This window comes from Natrialba asiatica DSM 12278, from assembly GCF_000337555.1.
GTDB lineage: Archaea > Halobacteriota > Halobacteria > Halobacteriales > Natrialbaceae > Natrialba > Natrialba asiatica.
On the sequence record NZ_AOIO01000030.1, the window covers coordinates 148070 to 166126 of the forward strand.

General features: G+C 62.6%; 20 protein-coding genes and 1 tRNA gene. 12 read left to right on the forward strand and 9 right to left on the reverse strand.

Features of this window, described 5'->3' with window-relative positions:
• Positions 1-44: 44 nt before the first annotated feature.
• The 4 genes from C481_RS12215 to C481_RS12225 are packed head-to-tail and all read right to left on the reverse strand — an operon-like array spanning position 45 to position 1747.
• Complete coding sequence (locus C481_RS12215) at positions 45-470, reverse strand: CoA-binding protein (RefSeq protein WP_006109532.1); 426 nt, start codon at positions 468-470, stop codon at positions 45-47.
• Between the two features lie 51 nt (positions 471-521).
• Complete coding sequence (locus C481_RS12220; RefSeq protein WP_006109533.1) at positions 522-1379, reverse strand: geranylgeranylglycerol-phosphate geranylgeranyltransferase; 858 nt, start codon at positions 1377-1379, stop codon at positions 522-524.
• A gap of 25 nt (positions 1380-1404) precedes the next feature.
• The gene (locus C481_RS21965) at positions 1405-1575 is read right to left on the reverse strand and encodes a hypothetical protein (RefSeq protein WP_161605634.1); all 171 of its coding nucleotides are present in this window, start codon (positions 1573-1575) and stop codon (positions 1405-1407) included.
• Positions 1553-1747: a DUF7511 domain-containing protein gene (locus C481_RS12225; protein ID WP_006109534.1), complete on the reverse strand. Its 195-nt coding sequence runs from the start codon at positions 1745-1747 to the stop codon at positions 1553-1555. The genes C481_RS21965 and C481_RS12225 overlap by 23 nt, the downstream gene beginning before the upstream one ends.
• Before the next feature lie 137 nt (positions 1748-1884).
• On the opposite strand from C481_RS12225, the gene C481_RS12230 reads away from it, so the two are divergent.
• Positions 1885-1959, forward strand: a tRNA-Arg gene (locus tag C481_RS12230).
• A 332-nt stretch (positions 1960-2291) separates the two neighbouring features.
• Here C481_RS12230 and C481_RS12235 read toward each other — a convergent pair.
• Entirely contained in the window at positions 2292-2924 is a 633-nt protein-coding gene (locus C481_RS12235; protein ID WP_049904624.1) for a GAP family protein, read from the reverse strand.
• Between the two features lie 272 nt (positions 2925-3196).
• Here C481_RS12235 and C481_RS12240 point away from each other — a divergent pair, with 272 nt between their 5' ends.
• Positions 3197-3601, forward strand: coding sequence for a DUF5518 domain-containing protein (locus C481_RS12240; RefSeq protein WP_049904625.1), 405 nt, complete (start codon positions 3197-3199; stop codon positions 3599-3601).
• A gap of 251 nt (positions 3602-3852) precedes the next feature.
• Complete coding sequence (locus tag C481_RS12245; protein ID WP_006109537.1) at positions 3853-4053, forward strand: hypothetical protein; 201 nt, start codon at positions 3853-3855, stop codon at positions 4051-4053.
• A gap of 106 nt (positions 4054-4159) precedes the next feature.
• Here the strand turns inward: C481_RS12245 and C481_RS12250 are convergent, their stop codons facing one another.
• The gene (locus tag C481_RS12250; RefSeq protein ID WP_006109538.1) at positions 4160-5335 is read right to left on the reverse strand and encodes a M24 family metallopeptidase; all 1176 of its coding nucleotides are present in this window, start codon (positions 5333-5335) and stop codon (positions 4160-4162) included.
• Positions 5336-5637: 302 nt separating this feature from the next.
• On the opposite strand from C481_RS12250, the gene C481_RS12255 reads away from it, so the two are divergent.
• Both C481_RS12255 and C481_RS12260 read left to right on the forward strand, forming a co-directional pair.
• Positions 5638-6087 carry a VOC family protein gene (locus C481_RS12255; protein WP_049904647.1) on the forward strand — a complete coding sequence of 150 codons (450 nt, stop codon included), beginning with the start codon at positions 5638-5640 and terminating at the stop codon, positions 6085-6087.
• 721 nt (positions 6088-6808) lie between these two features.
• Positions 6809-7051 carry a hypothetical protein gene (locus C481_RS12260; RefSeq protein ID WP_006109540.1) on the forward strand — a complete coding sequence of 81 codons (243 nt, stop codon included), beginning with the start codon at positions 6809-6811 and terminating at the stop codon, positions 7049-7051.
• Between the two features lie 223 nt (positions 7052-7274).
• Here the strand turns inward: C481_RS12260 and C481_RS12265 are convergent, their stop codons facing one another.
• From C481_RS12265 to C481_RS12275, 3 genes are all read right to left on the reverse strand, one after another.
• Positions 7275-7472: a hypothetical protein gene (locus tag C481_RS12265; RefSeq protein WP_006109541.1), complete on the reverse strand. Its 198-nt coding sequence runs from the start codon at positions 7470-7472 to the stop codon at positions 7275-7277.
• Between the two features lie 125 nt (positions 7473-7597).
• Positions 7598-9181, reverse strand: a complete 1584-nt coding sequence (locus tag C481_RS12270; RefSeq protein WP_006109542.1) for a uracil-xanthine permease family protein — start codon at positions 9179-9181, stop codon at positions 7598-7600.
• A 92-nt stretch (positions 9182-9273) separates the two neighbouring features.
• Entirely contained in the window at positions 9274-9483 is a 210-nt protein-coding gene (locus C481_RS12275) for a hypothetical protein (RefSeq protein WP_049904648.1), read from the reverse strand.
• 243 nt (positions 9484-9726) lie between these two features.
• On the opposite strand from C481_RS12275, the gene C481_RS12280 reads away from it, so the two are divergent.
• From C481_RS12280 to acs, 7 genes are all read left to right on the forward strand, one after another.
• Positions 9727-11124, forward strand: a complete 1398-nt coding sequence (locus tag C481_RS12280) for a cobyrinic acid a,c-diamide synthase (RefSeq protein ID WP_006109544.1) — start codon at positions 9727-9729, stop codon at positions 11122-11124.
• A gap of 194 nt (positions 11125-11318) precedes the next feature.
• Positions 11319-12488: a hypothetical protein gene (locus C481_RS12285; protein ID WP_152422179.1), complete on the forward strand. Its 1170-nt coding sequence runs from the start codon at positions 11319-11321 to the stop codon at positions 12486-12488.
• A 2-nt stretch (positions 12489-12490) separates the two neighbouring features.
• Positions 12491-13051, forward strand: coding sequence for a hypothetical protein (locus C481_RS12290; RefSeq protein ID WP_083860915.1), 561 nt, complete (start codon positions 12491-12493; stop codon positions 13049-13051).
• A 107-nt stretch (positions 13052-13158) separates the two neighbouring features.
• Positions 13159-14031 carry a hypothetical protein gene (locus tag C481_RS12295; protein WP_006109547.1) on the forward strand — a complete coding sequence of 291 codons (873 nt, stop codon included), beginning with the start codon at positions 13159-13161 and terminating at the stop codon, positions 14029-14031.
• A gap of 550 nt (positions 14032-14581) precedes the next feature.
• A complete protein-coding gene (locus C481_RS12300) occupies positions 14582-15421 on the forward strand; it encodes a hypothetical protein (protein WP_006109548.1) in 840 nt (279 codons plus the stop codon).
• Positions 15422-15489: 68 nt separating this feature from the next.
• Positions 15490-15939, forward strand: a complete 450-nt coding sequence (locus C481_RS12305) for a universal stress protein (RefSeq protein WP_006109549.1) — start codon at positions 15490-15492, stop codon at positions 15937-15939.
• Positions 15940-16008: 69 nt separating this feature from the next.
• The gene (gene acs, locus C481_RS12310; RefSeq protein ID WP_006109550.1) at positions 16009-17991 is read left to right on the forward strand and encodes an acetate--CoA ligase; all 1983 of its coding nucleotides are present in this window, start codon (positions 16009-16011) and stop codon (positions 17989-17991) included.
• Positions 17992-18057 lie beyond the last annotated feature (66 nt).

Sequence of the window (18057 nt, forward strand, 5' to 3'; positions counted from 1 at the left end):
AGTCTACTGGTATGTAAGTCTCTGTCGGTGGTACCCCCCGGTGTTCAAACGCGCGACGAACCGGCGTGCAGCCGTCGGTGTTCGACTTTCATACAGCGATCCTGCACGACCTGTCGCCCTGCCCGCTCGGCGCGGGCGGCCGCCTCGTCGTCTCGAATGCCCTGCTGGGTCCAGATCACGTCGGCGTCCGTCCGCTCGAGCGCCGTCTCGACGATTCCAGCGACCTCTTCGCTCGGCCGGAACAGACAGACGATATCGATCTCGTCTTCTACGTCCGCGAGCGTATCCGGGGCTTTTCTGCCGAAAATCTCGTCCGCGAAGGGGTTGACCGGAATCACGTCGTAGCCGTGGTCCCGGAGATACGCCGGCACGTCGTGGGCCGCCTTTCCCGGCGTTCGCGAACAGCCGACCACCGCGATCGTCTCCAGTCCGAGGATTTCCCGGAGCGCAGCGTCCGATTCGAGTGGCATATTTCGGCCTACGGGCTCCGGACGGTTGTATCCCTCCCCGTTCCGCTCGACTCAGATCCAGCCGAACTCGAGTTCGAGCGCCGCACGGCCGACGATGAACGCGAGTGCGGCGAGAAAAGTGCCGTACTTGAGGTGGGACTGGCCCGCAGTCGGGTCCTCGAAACTCTCGTAAGCCGCGACGATCATGATCGCGTTCGCCGGTATCACCGCGAGCAGATACGCGAGTTCGAAGTGTCCGAGGACGTAGGGCAGCGGACTCGCGAGAACGCCGATCGCGAGCAGCCCCGCGGCGACGTACAGCGCGCGGCGCTCGCCGATCGCAATCGGGAGCGTGTTCAGCCCTTCCTCGCGGTCGCCTTCCACGTCTTCGACGTCCTTGATGATCTCGCGGGTAAGCGTCGCGATGGCCGCCAGCGCACAGAGGACGACCGCCGGCCCGATCTCGCCGACCGCCGCTGCGCCGAACAGAAACGTGCTTCCGACGAGGTAGGCCACCAGCGCGTTCCCCAGCCCGGGCAGTCCCTTGAAGAACTCGGTGTAGGCCACCAGCGCCACCAGGTTGATCCCCGCGATGGCGATAGCGGGTCGCGGGAGCCGTAGCGCGAGCGCCACGGCCGCGACGAAGAGAACGAGGCTGAACGCGAGCGCACCGCGCGGGCTCACCGCGCCGCGGGGAATCGCTCGCCCGGGCTGGTTGATCCGGTCGATCTCCCGATCGAAGTAGTCGTTGATCGCGTTTCCCGCACCGACTGCAAGTCCCGTCGCCGCGACCGCTGCCACCGTCGCCGGCGTCTCGGTCGTGACACCGCCGGCGACGAACGCCCCGATGAAGGTCAACACGCTCGCGGCGAGCACGTTCACCGGCCGCGTCAACTCGGCCAGCCCGCGGATCGTCTCCCCCGCTGTCATTGGCGATACTGCTCAGGCCGACCGGTTAAACGGTACGATTCGCGGGCGCAGCCGGCGTGTGCCTCCCGTGGGCGCGCCTATCATCATCGTCACCGTCGTGTTCGTCGGTGTCGGCGTCGGCACCGGTATCGATATCGATATCGACATCGACGCCGGCACTGATACCGGACCCGCTACCGCCAGGACCCGAGCTCACAACACAGCTCCGACGAAACCGTCAGCCACGCCTCCTCCCGCTCGAGCGCGGTCGCGTCCGCCGGCACCACGGTCACCGTCCCCGTCTCGTCCGTCCTGAACTCGAGTTCGGGTTCAGATTCGTCGGGACCGGGCGAACCGTGGTCGTCGGCCGCGGTGAACTCGGCTGTCATTAGCCGGGGATTGGCGGGCCGGGGTCAAGACCTTCGAGGTGGTTTTCAGTGGGTGGGAATGGCGGGGTGTGATGGGGTCTGTCGGATCCGGTGAAAATCGAGTGACTTATACGGAACCACCGGATACGAAGGGGTGCGGGCGCTTAGCTCAGTCTGGACAGAGTACTTGGCTTCGGACCAAGCTGTCACGGGTTCAAATCCTGTAGCGCCCATGATTTTGCGACGAACGGACGTGAGGAGCAAATCACGTCCGCGAACGATTTGAATCAGGGAGCAGCTGTGCTGCGACCGTGGTTCAAATCCTGTAGCGCCCACTCGCAGACGGCTCGATCCTCAACTAACACTAATTCGACCGTAAAGGTATCAGGAGGGCCATTTTCGCTGGTATTGGTGGTCTGTCGAGGGTGCCCGAAATATGCTCCCAACAGGGAACGGGTTGCGCCCCCGTCACGTCGTGCGATTCTTTTCACAAATAGGGGGCGGTCGGTGTGACGATCGCTCCGTGTCCGTCGGTCGATCACTCAACCCGTGACCACTGCGAGACCTATCCGAAGAGGTTCTGGAGCGTCAGGGCGACGAAGAGCAGAATCACCGCTTCGGAGATAACCCACGAGTTCTCGTTCATCCAGTTGCGGACCCTCGGGAGGGCAGCTTCTGCTCGCTCTCCGAGAAGCGACACGCTGAGCGATGGAACCGCCAAGATGAACAGCGTGAGCAGGACGAACCCGGCCGCATCCGTGACCGGATCGCCGTTTGCCGCGAGGTAGGTTCCGACGCTGACCGAGGTGACGATGTCGGTCGGAAAGACGCCGAGGAGGAGAAATCCCAGTTTCAACGAGAGCTGTGGTGTCGCGTTAGTCAGTTTTCCCATCCACGCCGGTGGCTTCGACACGTTCCGTTTTCGGTAGGTATCCACTGCCGCGTAAAGAAGAAAAACGAGGACGAGAACATAGAGCAGTTGCTTTGCGCTCGCCCCTAACAGACCGCCGCCAGCACCGAAACGGTTCCCGAAGAGGTACGCGATAACGACAACGAGACTGATAGAGAGAGACGCACCGAGAACGTAGGCCGCAGAGTTCGCCCGCCACTGCTCGCTCGTGGCGAGGAAAATCGGGGACAGTATCTGCGGGCCCGCGATCATCACGACGGCTAACGGGAGGACTTCCAGGAAACTCATGGCTTGTACTTGCCGTGATCCAATTTGGTACGCCGATCGGGCCCTCCATTTTTGGAAGCGTATATACTGTCCACCATCACTGTGATTCGCGACCGAAGAGTAGTAGGCCGCCGAGGGCGATTAATGTTTCTGGTGTTACACGAAAGTCTCAGCTTTCGGAGTGGATTCGTTCGCTCGTGCCGTGTGCGATTACTGTCTACTCACGGCGATCGTACTCTCCGTATTCCGTGAGGTGGAGTTTATGTTCTATGACAGCGTACTAATAATTGATCATGAGAATTAATTGGTCAGCAGTCATAACTGGATTCGTCGTAACCCTCGTGCTCGGGTTCATCAGCGGGATGATCTATATGGGATCTGATGCCTCGGTCGCGGTCTTACACTGGGGAACCATCGGTATCCTCGGAGGCCTCACCGCCGGCTACATCGCTGGTGAAAACATGGGTTCCGGTGCGCTCCACGGCGGTATCGCGACCGTCTTCGGATCGCTCATCCTGTTAGCTATCGCAGCGTTTACGACGCTCCTGTTTGCAGGCGTCGTTCCGATGTTCAGCGTGGTCGTCCTCGGCTTACTCATGCTCGCGTTCTACGCCATCCCCGGTGTGCTGGGTGGTGCGATCGGCTCGTGGGCCAAGGGTCGCCGGACCGCCACGGAGATGGTCGGTACGCGGGCCTGAGCGACTACCGACAGGAGCGGTTACTTTTATCGTAACAGCCCAATTCTCTCGAAGCGTTCAGTAACGGCCGTTCGGAATCGCTTCCGGCTTTCGGGTAGACCGGCAGTTCGGTCAGTGTTGGGGTTGATATGGAACGTTCAGTGTCGACACTGAGTACTAGTGCGAACAAATTCAGGTGTTATTCAAAAATATGTGTGATAGTTTCGATGAATGTCGGAAAAACATTTACTGCCGAGTATGGAGCGTGAGCCATGAACAACATACGCAGTATCGACCTGGATAACCCGCTACTGTATATCCTCACCATGATCACCACCTGGATAATCGTAGCAGGCGTCTTTGAAACGGTATTCGCCGATGGAAACTGGACGAATGCAATTAGCCAAGGGATCGTCGGCGGTCTTATTTTTGGGGTTGCGATGTACTATCTGATCCAGTATACCGGGAGCTAACCCCCTGAAAAGAACTCGCGAGAAGCAATCCGACCGTGTATGATTGAGGCTCTATTATTTTTGGATAGTACTGGACTCTGATTAGAAAATAACGGCAAGGCACACGTTAGACGACGCGAAGGTCCCTCGGATAGTCGGTCACGTTTTCGTATCCATCGTCGGTGACGACGACGAGGTCTTCGAGGCGAACCCCGCCGGTCCCCTGTTCGTACAGTCCGGGTTCGACCGTGACGACGTGGCCGGCCTCGAGTTCACCGGCTTGCTGTGCGAGGTACGGCGCTTCGTGAACGTCGAGGCCGACGCCGTGGCCGGTTGCGTGGGGAAACCCGCTGTCGGGATCGTCCGCCGTGCGATCCGTGGGGTAGCCCGCCGACTCGAACACGTCGCAGACGGCGGCGTGGACGGTCTCGCCGGTGACGCCCGCCCGGACGGTATCCAGCGCTGCCTCGGAGGCCTCGGAAACGAGGGCGTACCATTCCCGGGTGCGATCGCTGGGGGTGCCCTTCACGACGGTGCGAGTCATGTCCCCGAAGTACCGCGTCCGCTTGTTTCGGGGGAAGATATCGATGATGATCGGGACGTTCGCTTGCAGCGGCCCAGTGCCGGGATCGTGGGCGCGTGCTCCCGCCGGTCCGGACGCGACGATACACTGGTCCAGTCCGCAACCCCGGTCCAGGACCGCGCGTTCGATGCGGTCGCGCACCCGCTCGCTCGTGAGGGGATCGCCGTCGAGGTGCAAGACGCCGTCCGCGACGGTTGCGCGTTCGAGTAGGTCCTCCGCGGCGGCCATCCCGTCTTCGGCCGCCCGTTGTGTCTCCCTGATGCGTTCGATCTCGCGGTCGTCCTTGACGGCGCGGATCTCGTCGAGGACGTACTCGTACTCCGGCACGACTTCGATGCCGTGCTCGCGCAGCAGATCGGCGGTGCCGACAGGAAACGAGACGGGGACCGACACCGAGTCGATACCGGCGGCGTCGAGGAAGTCCACGGTCACGCGTTTCCTGGCCTTCCGCGGGTCCATGTCCTCGAGTTCAGCCGCGTTCCTGAACTCGGCGCGGGAGCGGATTTCGTCGCCGGCGCTGTCGCGTTCGGCCTGGTTACATTCGGGGCCTGGAAGGAGGAGGGTGACGCGCTCGTCGGCGTAGAGCGTGACGAACTCGTCGAGCATGTGGTAGCCGGAGAGGTAGTACTGGTGGCTGTCGTTTCCGTCGGCGTCGAGCAGGTAGCCGTCGATGCCGGCCTGGTCGAGAAATGCGGTGAGTTGGGGGAGAGCCGGTGTCATGGCTCCGACGTTTCGGCGGTTGAGCAATAAGCGGTATTGAGGAGCGGTATCAGGGATCGTTTACATCCGAGTTACTGATGGATGATATGATCGGTCATCACACTATCTCACCTATCAATTGAGAACCAGTCCTTTGTGAGTGTGCAGTTTACAATAGAGAAGGAGCGGGTGAACTCGTCCTACTGTGTGTTGTCGGACTCTGTTGAAATCCTCAGCTGCTAACAGAATTGGGACTGTCCGTTAGGTATAGTACGCATACTTATCGAGAGTAGATTTTTCAGCTTCCAGGGAAGAAAATGGGTATGCCAATCCACGGCGTTCACCACGTAGTGCTTCTTGTTTCTAACATTCCTCATGGTGAGGCGTTCTACGAGGAGTTGTTTGATATGGAGGTACTGTTCCGGGAAGGTATACTAGATGGTGAAGTTGGAACCATTCCAGAGCGCATCGACTGGGAAGATGCTCTCTCAAAGGATGTTACGCCAACAATGTCCTTTCTGGGCCGGGACGAGTTCTTTCTCTCGGTCGCAGAGGTTGAATCCGAGGCTACAAGCCGCAGAGTAGACCATATAGCGATAGCTGTCGATGAAGTGACTTTTGAATCGGTGACAAATAGAGCGGAGAAGCTTGGCTGTCCCGTTGAGCGAAATGCTCCTCATCATCGAACGTTCGAGGACAAGCAAGGCTTCGAATGGGAGATAAATTCGAGTTCACCACCACCAACACAAGCGTTCGATACTCTGGACATTTAGATTTCAACACACAAAATCCGAATTTAATAATCAGAGTGTCTGGTCAAGATCATGAGACAACCTAAGACGATCTCACGGAGCGGCTAGCACTCAGACCATCACACTCAGCGGCCAACTCGTCCACTTCTTGCACGGTATATTCGTCGGCAGCGACGCTGAATGTCTCCTTTGTCATGCCTAAGATTCACTAGAAGGAGCGTGTACGTCATTTTCAGACGATGAGGTTCGTTTAGCGAACCGTGTAAACTGTTCTATGACACGCTCGAATACTGTGTAACAGTTCGCTGAGCCAAGTGAAATGTCTGCTCGACGAACCGACATATCCAAAACTTCGGAAGAGACTGCATTCGGTTACTCTACTTGTTGAATCTAAAACCTCTAAGAATTTCAACAGAGATTGGTTATTCATGCTTTTAGAACAGGGATCGGGGTTGCGGTTGCATTCTATTTCGTTTGTAGAGAGTGACCGCAACACTCCTTCCCGACAGCCAACGGTAGATATAAGTCGATACCAGTTAACAATTAGAACGGAAGCCACGACGTTGGGTACGAAAGTGCCCCGGGTGCTGATACACCCGAGACGTGGCTTCTACTGTGCGGCTCGAAGCCATGTTTGCGTACATTCTCACGGGATATAAACATCCCGCACGATTGATGAATCGAACCGTCCGCGTAGCGCCGCCGCTATCCGTCGAATTCGGCGGAATTACGAGGTGTAACAATGGGGCTGCGTGACGACGATGAACCGGACACCGAACCGACCGAAACCCGGGCCGACGCGCACGAAAATCCCGGTGATGAACACGAGAATCCCGATAGCGCGGCCGACTCCGAGTTCAGAACGTGCCCGCGGTGCGGGGAGCCGATCACGCGAACGACGATGATCGGCCCCACGGACGCGGTTGCGGGGCCGTGTGGGTGTCGCGTTGCGCCGCCCGTCCCGGAGCAATCCGACGAGACCTGACGTGAGTCGCGTGTAACGCCTTCCGGGGCCGTTGCACGCCCGTCGTCGGGTCGTGGCGGGAAATCGGATTTCGGTCGGTGTGCCCGGTGAGCGGAGACGATTGCCATCGGAGCCCTCACCGACCACCACCATCCACCACCGTTCGAAACCACGCATCGACCGGGATCCGAGCCGCAACTGCGACCCGAACGCTGCTGCTCCCCGTTCGCGACGGTCGGCGGAGTCACTCGACCGGTTCCAGGTCGTCGATCGGATGCGGCTCGTCTTCGGCCTCGATTGCTCGCTCGAACGCGTACAAATCGTATTCTTCGCCGCGCGGTGCCGCCATTTCCGCCTGTATCCGGTGCATTTCCGGCGAAAGCGGGAGGTCCGGACGATCGAACGCCTCGCGGTCGGGAATCGACGGGTCTCGGTCGGCCATAAACGTCGTTGAATACCTGTTCGGAGACACAGACGTAATACTGTGGGTAGCTATCGATTCGCAGATACCGTGAGCCGGCGCTTCGGCGGTCGACAGGACGACAGCGGAGCGTTCTCGACGGCGATTCAGTCCGCCTGCGACTCGCTCCCGCCGATCCAGCGGTCCCAGAACGTGTTGAACTCGGTTTCGTCCTCGGTCAGCCGATCGAGTTCAGCGAGGCCGCGCTCGGTACGGGTCCCCGGAATTGTGTTGTCGAGGACGAGCGCGGCGAGGCCACCGATGGCCATGCCAGTTGAGCCGATAATGTAGATCGTGTCGACCACGGCGATGGCCGCGCCCTCGATAACGGGTACGAGGACGGTGCCGGCGATGACGTCAGCGCTGAGTAGCGGGTCGATCGCGCCAGCGAGGCCGACGGCCTCGCGGAAGGTGATCGTGCTCTCGAAGTTGCCCATGTACGACGGAATCGCGAGTCCGACGAAGAGGGCGAAGCCGACGACGAAGACGTTGCGCGAGGAGTCGAGGTCGACGTGTTTGAGGTTCCCGATGCCGACGGCGACGATCTGGGCGAACATGGCGATGAAGAGGCCGCCGATGATGGGGTCGGGAATGGTCGCGATGAGCTGACCGAAGTAGCCGATGAAGCCGACGAGCAGCATGATGACAGCCCCGAGCTGAACGACGTAGCGCGAGGCGACGCCGGTGAGGCCGATCGCGCCGATGTTCTCGGAGTAGGAGGTCGAGCCGCCGGTACCCATGATGCCCGAGAAGACGTTCATCAGGCCCTCCATGCCGATGCCGTGGTTGATCCGCTTCTCGCTGGGTGCGGCGGCACCGGTCAGGTTCGCGACGGCGTAGTAGTCGCCGATGCTTTCGACGATCGAAGCGAGCACGCCGGCGAACATGCCGATGACGAACGCGGTCGTAACCTCGGGGGTACCCCACTGGAACGGCCGGATCGGCAGGACGAGCGACGTGTTAGTAACGTCGCCCAGCGGGACGAAGCCGGGGTGGCCGCTGCCGAGGACGCCGGCCGCCGACAGCGCCGCGGCGACGATCCATGAGATGCCGATTGCCAGGATGACCGGATACAATCTGAACGCCCGGTGTTTGAGATCGAGGTACTGCGAGAACAGCAGGATGAGCCCGAGCGTGAGCCCGAGGAGCCACCAACTCTGCTCCGGCGACGTGATCTGGTCGGCGTCGAACAGCGCCAGCCCGATCAGGGCGATGGTGGGCGCGATGGCGACCGGCGAGAGGTACCGCTGGAGTTTCCCGACCAAGCCGAAGTACCCCATCGCGACCTGGACGACCGCGGCGAGGATGATCGCACCCTGTAGCTGCACCAGTGCGGCCTGCCAGTCCCCGCCCGCGCCGCCGGCGGTGACGACGCCGATAATGGCGAGCGCGGGTGCGAGCATCGAGAACGGCGCGCCCTGGACAATTGGGTACCGGTTGCCGAACGTCGTCTGGGCGAGTGTCGCGATTCCCGAGACGACGAAGAAGGTCCCGATGAACTGCGGCCACAGTGGATCCGGCATCCCCATTGCATCCGCCAGAAACAGCGGCACGGCGATGTTCGCGCCGACCATCGTCAGATAGTGCTGGACGCCGAGCACGGCCGACTCGCCGAGCGGCGGCTGGTCGTCGATACCGTACTCGATGTCGTCCGCGCCCGCTTTCCCCCCTGCTGTGTCTTCCCCCGTCATCGTGAACTCACCGGATAACGCGCGAGCGCGCTCAAAGACGTGTTGATGTCCGCTCCGCTACACCGATTGTTGCCACTGACCAGACGGTGCAGCTACTCGCCGTCGTCGGAACGGCCGGGGTGGCCGTCCTGTTCGTACTCTCGCAACACCGACGTGATCGTCCGTGAGACCTCTTCGAGAGCGACGGCGTTCGTCTTCCGGAGGTCGCCTTCCTGCGCCGCATCGAGGTGGCGAAGCGCCTCGCGGAGGTGATCGCCGATCTCGGTCTCGGTTGCAGTCTCGCTGTCGTGGTCGTCTGTCATAGTCGCACCCGGAACACGGTGTAGCCGATTCAGGCCGTTAAGTTCGTCGCCGGTACCGACGTGCCACGTCGCTCGGGCGAACGGTCGCCGTCGAATCTCCCCTCCCACCGACGAGTTCAAGTAGAGTTGCGCGAAGACAACCACAATGGCAGACCGTCGTTCGCGACCGAGCGGAATCGCGGCGTACAGCAGTACCTATGCGGGACGGAACCGGGGCCGAGACTGGGTTTGGGGCCGAGTTCGATGAAGGGGCTCGTGCTCGGCGGCGTCAGCTCCGGCGTCGGCAAGACGGTCGCGACGCTGGCGACGATACAGGCGCTCTCGGATGCGGGCCGCGAGGTGCAACCGGCGAAGGCGGGGCCGGACTTCATCGACCCGAGCCACCACGAGGCGGTCGCGGGTCGTCCCTCGCGAACGCTCGACCTGTGGCTCTGCGGGGCCGACGGGCTCCGACGGAACTACGCTCGCGCCGGTCTCGCCGACGGCGCACGCGCTGGCACCGCAACCGAACCCTCGACCCCAACCCCGGACATCTGCGTCGTCGAGGGCGTAATGGGGCTGTACGACGGCGACGCCTCGAGTTCGGCGATGGTCGCCGCTGAACTCGACCTGCCGGTCGTTCTCGTCGTCGACGCCAAAGCGGGCATGGAAAGCGTGGCGGCGACCGCGCTCGGCTTTCGCGAGTACGCCGCCGAAATCGGCCGCGACATCGACGTGGCGGGGATCATCGCCCAGCGCGCCCACGGCGGCCGCCACGAACGGGGCGTTCGCGAGGCGCTCCCGGATGACCTCGAGTTCTTCGGGCGGATTCCGCCGAACGAGGCGCTCGAAATTCCCGACCGCCACCTCGGGCTCGAGATGGGGTCGGAGTCGGCGCTCCCGCGCGCGGCGCTCCGGGAGGCCGCCGAGACCCTGGAGACCGACCGATTGCTCGCGGCCGCCCGCGAACCGACCGCGCCCGAGCGCGAGCGCGTTGATCCGACCGCCGTCGATGCGACGATCGCCGTGGCCAGCGATCGGGCCTTTTGCTTTCGATACCCCGCGACGATCGAACGGCTCCGCGACCGCGCCGACCTCGTGACGTTCTCGCCGGTCGCCGGCGATCCCGTGCCGGACTGCGACGGCGTCTACCTCCCCGGCGGCTATCCCGAATTGCACGCCGCTGCACTCGAATCCGCGGGGACGCTCGCCGAACTCGGGGCGCGGGCGAGCGAGGGACTACCCGTCTTCGGCGAGTGCGGCGGCCTGATGGCGATGAGCCAGTCGCTGACCACGACTGGCGAAGACGACGCCGAGCGAGAACCCGGGACCGGGACGACCCACGAGATGGCCGGCATCCTGCCCGCGGACGTAACCATGCACGATCGCTACCAGTCGCTCGACCACGTCGAACTCGAGGCGATCGACGACACGCTGACCGCCCGCGCGGGCGAGACGATCCGTGGCCACGAGTTCCACTACTCGAGCGCGACCGTCGACTCGGACGCGCGCTTCGCCTTCGAAACGGTCCGCGGATCGGGGATCGACGGCGACCACGACGGGCTCGTGGCGTATCACTCGCTCGGCACCTACGCTCACGTCCATCCCGAGAGCGGGGCGTTCGACCGGTTCCTCGAGTTCGCCGCCGGCACTCGCGAGTAGGCGAGTGCAGCGCCCGCCGACCGGTTTCGTCCCGCCGTCGCCGCGGTGAACTCGGCGGTTCCGGTCACCGGTTCTCAGCGGCGACTGTCACGATCGCGGTACCGATGGCGGAGAGAAACCCACGGATCGGCCAAAACGGGTGCACACGCAAGGGAAATTACCACAGCGCTGTTTCTCGTGTATTGTTCCAGATAATGATAGATGGGACAGACAGCGGCGACACCAGTAAACAGGCCGGCTCCAGAGGTGAGACGCGCGTGTGGGAGAGCGGCGGAGCCGGAGACGGAGATGAGTTCGGGTCGATGAATACCGGACGGTTCGTAACTGATGGTGGCGAGGAGAGGGACGAGGATGCCCAGGCCGAAGACGAGAGCGGGACCTCCGACGACGGCGAAGCGGCCGACGAGGACCAGGAGCAACGGACCGAAGCTGAGGACGGGAACGAGGAGGCCGGTGACGAATCCGAGGCCGGCGGGGCCGAGGACGGTTCGGAGAGCGACGAGAGTGACGAGGGTGAGGGAGAAGACGAGGAGGGCGACGCCGAACGCGAGGAGCCGACCAGCGCCCACGTCGAGGACGCCGAAGACGTCTACCAGGACGACGAGGCGAGCGGCGTCCTCCACCTGGATCTCGACGGCCTGTTTCTCGATTTACTCGGGCTCGAGGTCAATCTGAATCCGGTCACGCTCGACGTGTCGGCCCGGCCGGGCGAGAACAACTTACTCGGTAATCTGCTTTCGAGCGTGACCGGGCTGTTGGACGGCCCAGCGGCGCTGTTGGACAAGGTCACGTCGCTGCTCAAAAAGCCGGTGAACATGGTACAGTCGGCGCTTGGAAAGCCGATCAACTGGCTGAAATCCGCTCCGGGTACCGCGCTCGACTGGCTCAAATCGCTCCCGGGGGCGCTGCTGGGCAGGGTGAAGTCGTTGCTCGGCGGACTTCGAAGCGGTGCGGACGGCGAGCAGGAACCTGAGGGCGACGAATCCGAGGGTGAAGACGAGGAGGCTGCGGCCGAAGACGGTGATAACGGCGAGAGCGACGGAGCCGAGGGTGAAGACGAGGATGCCCAGGCCGAAGACGGTGACAACGACGAGGGCGACGACTCCGACGCGGAAGACGGCGATGAAAGCGACGATACCGCGACGGATACCGGGCCGCTCGCCCCGATCACGAGTTCGCTTTCGTCGGCGGGAGACGCGGCGAAACAGAAGGCGGTCGGGTTGCTCCCCGGTCTGCCGGTCGAGGAACTCATCGCGACGGTCGTCCGCGAGGTCATCAAGCAACTGGTCGAACGGGCGGAGACGGGTAGTGAGGAATCGAGCGGACAGGAATCTTCGAACGCCGACGCACAGCCGGAGGCCTAAGTATGAGCGCTGAGACAGATTCAGAGTCTGATTCTGACACGAACATGGACACGGACACAGACACGGACGCAAACTCGGTAACGGAACGGATCGACTACGAAAAGATCGCCGAGAACGTCGATCTTCACGAACTGCTCGAAGGGACGGAGTGGGAGGACGAGATCGACGACGACAAACCGTTGGGAGAGGCGCTTGGCGCGTTACTCGGGGCGATTGTCGGACGCAAGCTCGGTGCGAGTCTCGGGCGGACGATCGGCGAACTCTCACTCGAGGAGATTCTCAACCGAAGCGAAGACGAGGGGTCGGAAGAAGCGGCCGAAGGCGAGGCTGACACTGCGGATACTGAAGACACCGATGACGCCGAGGAGGGTGACGGAGACGCAGAGAGCGGAGACGGCGGGGAGGAGGCCGATGACGTGGAGCGTAACGGAGGTAACGACGATTCGGGCGACGATGAAGACGAAGACGAAGATGGAGACGGGGACACCGACACAACCGACTCGAACGAGACCAGTGACGCCGAGAGTGACGACGGCGAAGACACCGATACAGAGGATGAATAACCGCACCCACCAGTCCCACCTCGATCCCTGCTCTCAGGCCCTTCAGCAGCGATACAACCACCAACGACACCGCCAGCAACCCCTCCCCGCGAATCGAGGTGAGGCCCGTGAGTGAGGACACCGGGCTCCGGGAGCTCGTCGCCGAGGAAGTCACCGAACAACTCGACGTCGCCGACCTCATCGACGGCGGTTCCATCGAGGACGGAATCGACGCCAGCGAAATCGGTGCCTCCGTCGGCCGTCGGTTCGGTGAGCAACTCGGGCGAACCATCGGTGCCTCCGTCGGTGGCGAAATTCACGACACGCTCTCGAGTGCGTTCGAGTCAGGGTCGGATGCGGCCGAAGGCGAAGGCGAAGACGAAGGTGAAGACGGGAACGGAGACGCAAAAACGGCAGCCGACAGCCTCACACTCAAACAACTCCTCGCTGAACTCGTCACGGCGATTCGGACCGGATTCGTGACGGCGCTCGACGATAGCAATGCGCGCGACTCGGTCGAGTCGATCGCCCAGAACGTCACCGAGGGTACCGGTCTCGAGGGCGTTTTCGAGACGAGTTCAGAAACCGAGCCGGCGCAGGAAGGGGAAGGAGAGGAGGAGAAAGCGGACGATGAGAGCAGTGACGAGGAGGCCGGGACTGATGACGAGGGTGACGAAGCCACCGACGCCGAGACTGAACTCGAGCAGGCACCGGAGGATCTAGAGAACCTTCGACGGGAGACGTTGGTGGACTTCCTGGGCGTGATGTCGTACCAGGATCTCCAGTCCGTTGCCAAGGAAGTCGGCGTCAAGGCGAATCTCAGCCGTGAGGAGATGACGGACGAGATTATCGAAACGGTGGCTGACGAGGAGGGCGATGGGGCGGACGGTGATGGAGGCGGAGAAGACGGGGATGCCGATGAGACGGACGGTGAGAGTGAGGAGGGCGATGGCGATAGTGACGACGGTGATGGCGGTGAAGGCGGGAGTGATACCGAGTAAGTAATCGAACAACAGTGGTTGATGACCTGACTCGTTCAGCCGGAATACGCCCGAAAAGCGAAGCACTCGGTTCGGCAACTACGGGTGCGTACTGCCCACTGGCTGTCCGTATACGCCGGTACGGTAGACGGATTGGGTTGTCGACTACACTCGCTGCGATACTGGTCATTCTTGCCTGTGCTACGGTAGAGACTATACCAAATAACCCCGATTAATACCATCACAAAATACAGCTCAAGGAAGTAATTTCGAGCTTTAAATCCAGGGTACCCCTTCGGGTCTCGAATTCTTCAGAACTGCGCGCCACATACATATCGACCATTCAAGTCGTGAAAGCTTCTCCCCTCTTGCACTATGTGCTGCTTACAAGAGACGGTATGCCGGTCGATGCTGAATACCGAAGCCGGACTCCCATCTCCTGGTATCGAGGACAGCGTGGTCCCGTTGTGGACTACCGAGTTCCGGTGGAAATCCAACCCCAACCCGGAACTGGCCGGGAAACGTTCACGACGCTCGCACCCGAGTACCCCACACAGACCGGGTGAGAATCATGAGTGACACCACCGACCTCCGGACGCGGGTGACCGAGATACTCGAGACGGCCGATGCCCAGGCGGGGTCGCTGGTCGACGGCGACGATTCCCCGACTGGGTCGACGGTGACGGCGGCTGCGGCCGATGCCAGCGACCTGCTCGCGTCGACCGACCCGCGGGAGCTACTCGAGGCGATCGGTCTGGGGACGCTGCCGGATGGAACGGAGCCGGAGACGCTCCCGGAGGCGATCACACACGGCGACCCGGCGCACGTCGAGGATCTCGAGCGCCTGTTGCGGCTCGCACGGCTCGACGAGCGTTCGGATGCGGAGACGCTGGACGACGCGGTCGGTGAACTGCAGGCGGCGATTCATGCAGACGGCGACACCGACGGCGATGGCGACCGGAGCGAAGACACATCCGAGAGCGACGCTACAGCCGCTGCAGCTGACGACGCGGACGCTGCTGACGACACTGACACCGATACCGACAGCGACGCACTCGAGTTCATCGAAGACGAACTCGGGTCGGCGGTGGGCGAGCGATTGGCGTCGTTTACCGAGGATATCGAGGGGTTACAGGAGCGACTCGCTGCGGCCGGCGTCGATGTCGGTGTGGGAGACGATGATGGGGAGGACGGGGGCGACGAGAGCGACGGCGACGGGACTGGTGGTGACGATACCGATACCGATGACGGCCTTCTCGATCCGGATCTCAGTACGGATCTCGGTTCCGGTTCAGGCGACGAACGAACTTCGCGCGGCGTCGCCCGATACTCCACCGTCGCACCGCCACCGGGAGACCGCGCGGACATGAAGACGCCGACCCGGTTTTCGACGATGCCAAAACAGGACTGACCACCGGACGCGCTGTCGATACCGAATCCGGGTTCACCTCTTTCACCGAGGACCGCATACGGGCCGGTATGTACGACTCACTTCTCGTCGCGACGGACGGCAGCGACGCCGCAACGAGGGCCACCCGTCACGCCGTCTCCCTCGCAACCGAACTGGATGCGGCCGTGTACGGGCTCGCCGTTCTCGAATCGCGCACCGAGTACGACAACGCCATCGTCGACCCCGACGAACGCGAGCGCAAACGGAGCGCGGCGGCCGAGTCCGCGCTCGCTGAACTCGCGGACGAAGCGACTGCAGCCGGCGTGCCGGTCGAGACGGAGATTCGCTCTGGCGTGCCACACGAGGAGATTCTCGCGGTTGCGAGCGAGCGCGACGCGGGGGCGATCGTCGTGGGCGCTCGCGGGAGTTCAGAACTCAAACGGGCACTACTCGGAAGTACCGTGGATGCCGTCGTCCGCTTTGCGGATCGGCCGGTGCTCGTCGTTGAAGACGATGCCGAACCGGTTCGGTCGAACTAGTCGCGTCGCCGTCCGCCTTTCCGACGGAGGAACGTTTATTCCGTTGACCGACTTCGGTCCGAACGAGATATGGACGATCGGAACGGGTGGGGACGGAACCGTCCCGAGCCCACCGGGTCGCCACACGACCCGCCCACGTCGTTCGTCGAGCAAGCCACGGTTACGAACGCGGCCGACGATGAGCCACTCGACGCCCAGTTCGAGGATGCATGGCCCGCGTGCTGGGAGCGGGCTGCCGACCTGCTCTCGTGGGACGAGGCATACGACACTGTCCTCGATGACAGCAACGCGCCGTTCTACCGGTGGTTCACCGGCGGCGAACTCAACGCCTCGTACAACTGCATCGACCGGCATCTCGAGGCTGGCCGGAAGAACCACGCCGCAATCCGCTGGGAGGGAAAGCGCGGCGAGCGCGAGACCTACACCTACCAGGATCTCTTCGTCGCGGTCAACGAGTTCGCCGCAGCGCTCCGAGAGCTTGGGGTCGAGGCCGATGACGTGGTGACGATCTATCTGCCGATGATCCCGGAGTTGCCGATCGCGATGCTCGCCTGCGCTCGGATCGGCGCACCCCACAGCGTCGTCTTCGCGGGGCTCTCGGCCGATGCGCTCGCGACGCGGATGGACGCGGCCGACAGCGAGTATCTGGTTACCTGCGACGGCTACTACCGCCGCGGTGATGCGTTCAACCAGAAAAGCAAGGCGGACAACGCCCGACTCGCGGTCGAGCAGGACGTCGAGACGGTCGTCGTCGATCGCCTGGGCGAGGAGCTTCCACACGTCCTCGGCGACGACGAATGGGACTATCACGACCTCTGTGCGGAGTTTGCGGGTGCAAGCGTCGAGCCGGTTTCGCGAGACGCCGAGGACATGCTGTTCCTGATGTACACGTCGGGGACGACGGGCGATCCGAAAGGGGTCGTCCATTCGACCGGCGGCTATCTCGCACAGATCGCCTGGACCGCTCGATCCGTCCTCGACATCCAGCCGGCGGATACCTACTGGTGTGCGGCCGACATCGGCTGGATCACGGGTCACTCCTACATCGTCTACGGACCGCTCGCACTCGGGACGACGACGGTGATGTACGAGGGGACGCCGGACTATCCCGACCGGGATCGGCTCTGGGAGATCATCGACCGGAACGCGGTCGACATCTTCTATACCGCTCCGACGGCGGTTCGCGCGTTCATGAAGTGGGGGACGGAGTATCCCGACCGCCACGATCTCTCGTCGTTACGGCTCCTCGGGAGCGTCGGCGAACCGATCAGTCCGCGGCCCTGGCGCTGGTACTACGAACACATCGGCGACGGGGAGTGTCCGATCGTCGACACCTGGTGGCAGACCGAAACCGGGGCGATCATGGTCTCGACACTGCCGGGCGTCGATCCGATGAAACCCGGGGCTGCGGGACCGCCGCTCCCCGGAATCGAAGTCGCAGTCGTCGATGAAGACGGCAACGAGGTCGATCCCGGAAAGGCGGGCTATCTCACGATTCCCCGCCCGTGGCCCGCCATGGCGCGGACGCTGTACGACGGCGACGAGCGCTACCGAGCCGAGTACTGGGACCGATTCTCCGACCCCGACGCCGACGACTGGTGGTACTTCAGCGGCGATACCGCTTCCGTCGACGACGACGGCTACGTCACCGTGCTGGGGCGCGTCGACGACGTGATCAACGTCGCCAGCCAGCGCCTGAGCACGATGGAGATCGAGAGCGCAATCGCCGAGGTCGACGGCGTCGCCGAGACGGCCGTCGTCGGCCGATCGAGCGAGCGCCGCGGCACCGAAATCTACGCGTACGTCTCCGCCGCAGGCGACCCCAGTGACGGCCTCCGCGAGCGAATCCTCGAGAGCGTCGCGGATGCAATCGGACCGATCGCAACCCCCGAAGCGGTCGTCTTCACGCCCGAACTCCCGAAGACGCGTTCGGGCAAGATCATGCGCCGCCTCCTGGAGGACATCGCAAACGGCGAAGAACTGGGCGACACGAGCGCGCTCCGGAACCCGGAAATCGTCGGCGAAATCCAGAGCGAACGAGACCGATCCTGAGTTTCGCGATTTCAAATACAGCGAAATGGAATAAGGGGTCGAATCGCACTCGCTCCAGGTACTGCC

What these genes read in the sequence shown, in the direction of transcription:
- C481_RS12290 (WP_083860915.1), top strand. Translation starts at nt 12,491, where the DNA reads ATGAGCGCTGAGACAGATTCAGAGTCTGATTCTGACACGAACATGGAC.
- C481_RS12300 (WP_006109548.1), top strand. Translation starts at nt 14,582, where the DNA reads ATGAGTGACACCACCGACCTCCGGACGCGGGTGACCGAGATACTCGAG.
- C481_RS12235 (WP_049904624.1), bottom strand. Translation starts at nt 2,924, where the DNA reads ATGAGTTTCCTGGAAGTCCTCCCGTTAGCCGTCGTGATGATCGCGGGC.
- C481_RS12280 (WP_006109544.1), top strand. Translation starts at nt 9,727, where the DNA reads ATGAAGGGGCTCGTGCTCGGCGGCGTCAGCTCCGGCGTCGGCAAGACG.
- C481_RS12305 (WP_006109549.1), top strand. Translation starts at nt 15,490, where the DNA reads ATGTACGACTCACTTCTCGTCGCGACGGACGGCAGCGACGCCGCAACG.
- C481_RS12275 (WP_049904648.1), bottom strand. Translation starts at nt 9,483, where the DNA reads ATGACAGACGACCACGACAGCGAGACTGCAACCGAGACCGAGATCGGC.
- acs (WP_006109550.1), top strand. Translation starts at nt 16,009, where the DNA reads ATGGACGATCGGAACGGGTGGGGACGGAACCGTCCCGAGCCCACCGGG.
- C481_RS12285 (WP_152422179.1), top strand. Translation starts at nt 11,319, where the DNA reads ATGATAGATGGGACAGACAGCGGCGACACCAGTAAACAGGCCGGCTCC.
- C481_RS12250 (WP_006109538.1), bottom strand. Translation starts at nt 5,335, where the DNA reads ATGACACCGGCTCTCCCCCAACTCACCGCATTTCTCGACCAGGCCGGC.
- C481_RS12270 (WP_006109542.1), bottom strand. Translation starts at nt 9,181, where the DNA reads ATGACGGGGGAAGACACAGCAGGGGGGAAAGCGGGCGCGGACGACATC.
- C481_RS12255 (WP_049904647.1), top strand. Translation starts at nt 5,638, where the DNA reads ATGCCAATCCACGGCGTTCACCACGTAGTGCTTCTTGTTTCTAACATT.
- C481_RS12225 (WP_006109534.1), bottom strand. Translation starts at nt 1,747, where the DNA reads ATGACAGCCGAGTTCACCGCGGCCGACGACCACGGTTCGCCCGGTCCC.
- C481_RS12220 (WP_006109533.1), bottom strand. Translation starts at nt 1,379, where the DNA reads ATGACAGCGGGGGAGACGATCCGCGGGCTGGCCGAGTTGACGCGGCCG.
- C481_RS12215 (WP_006109532.1), bottom strand. Translation starts at nt 470, where the DNA reads ATGCCACTCGAATCGGACGCTGCGCTCCGGGAAATCCTCGGACTGGAG.
- C481_RS12265 (WP_006109541.1), bottom strand. Translation starts at nt 7,472, where the DNA reads ATGGCCGACCGAGACCCGTCGATTCCCGACCGCGAGGCGTTCGATCGT.
- C481_RS12240 (WP_049904625.1), top strand. Translation starts at nt 3,197, where the DNA reads ATGAGAATTAATTGGTCAGCAGTCATAACTGGATTCGTCGTAACCCTC.
- C481_RS12245 (WP_006109537.1), top strand. Translation starts at nt 3,853, where the DNA reads ATGAACAACATACGCAGTATCGACCTGGATAACCCGCTACTGTATATC.
- C481_RS12260 (WP_006109540.1), top strand. Translation starts at nt 6,809, where the DNA reads ATGGGGCTGCGTGACGACGATGAACCGGACACCGAACCGACCGAAACC.